The organism is Shewanella algicola (assembly GCF_014648035.1).
Taxonomy (GTDB): domain Bacteria; phylum Pseudomonadota; class Gammaproteobacteria; order Enterobacterales; family Shewanellaceae; genus Shewanella; species Shewanella algicola.
On the sequence record NZ_BMQI01000144.1, the window covers coordinates 1 to 1116 of the forward strand.

Annotated in this window: 1 protein-coding gene; it reads left to right on the forward strand. The window is 41.7% G+C overall.

The annotated features are described in order from the left end of the window. Positions 1 to 64 precede the first annotated feature (64 nt). Positions 65 to 1116 (forward strand): ISAs1 family transposase (locus IEY42_RS22120; protein WP_188927319.1); only part of this gene is annotated, 1052 nt, incomplete at its 3' end.

Below are 1116 nucleotides of genomic sequence, written 5' to 3' on the forward strand. Positions count from 1 at the left end.
AGACTTGATTGATCTCGCCAGTGTGATCAAATAACCCTCTTTTTTCTTTGGCTCCCGACTTACTATGCTTAAACATCTTGATAAAATTACTGATTGCCGTTCCCATATAAATCAAGAACATGATGTCATTGATATCTGCTTTCTTGTACTTAGTGCTGTTATCTCAGGAGCCCAAAGTTGGGCTGATTGCCATGAGTTCGGCACATTGAAATTGGAATGGTTACGCCAACATCGCCCATTCGCTAATGGTATTCCCAGCCAGCAAAGCATTGGCCGCATTTTCAGAGGCGTGTCTAAACAATCTCTACTTGATGCACTGATGAGTTGGGTGAATGAGCACCGCATCAATACAGGGCAATCATCGATAGCTATCGACGGTAAAGTACTTAAAGGCGCCAAAGCATCCGCTTCAAGCTCAGCGTTACACATGGTAACGGCTTATGATACAGAGTCAGGGTTGGTGTTTAATGCAAAATCAGGCGCGAGCAAAAAGAGTGAACTCAAACTCGTTCAAGAGTTACTCACATGCCTTGATTTGAAATCGGAATTACTGACATTTGATGCCCTTCACTGCCAAACGCAAACACTTGATTATATAGTGAAAGAAGGTGGTGATTGCATTCTTCAAGTTAAAGGTAATCAGCCCAAACTCTACGAGTCTGTACAGGAACAATTTGCTGATTATATTGAAAAGTATCCTGATGCTGAATGTTATACGCAAGATGATAATGGCCATGGTCGAGTTGAAAAACGGATAACGTTTCAGTGTCCGTTAAATTTACCCGACGAAATGAAGATGAAATGGCCTCAACTAAAAACATTAATAGCAGTAGAACGTCATCGAAAAGTGGGTAACAAAACCAGTATAGACACGCACTTTTATGTGAGTAGTGCCGTGATGACTTCAAAGGCATTTGGATGCGCAATTCGGGCGCATTGGCAAACGGAAAACAATCAGCATTGGCTTTTAGACACGCTATTTCAAGAAGATAAGCAAAAAATGTATGATGAGGATGGTGCCAGTATTATGGCTATTTTAAGGCGATGGGCACTCAACTTAGTGAAGCTTCACCCAGCTAAAACCAGCCAGAATCAGAAATTTAATCGAGCTTGCTG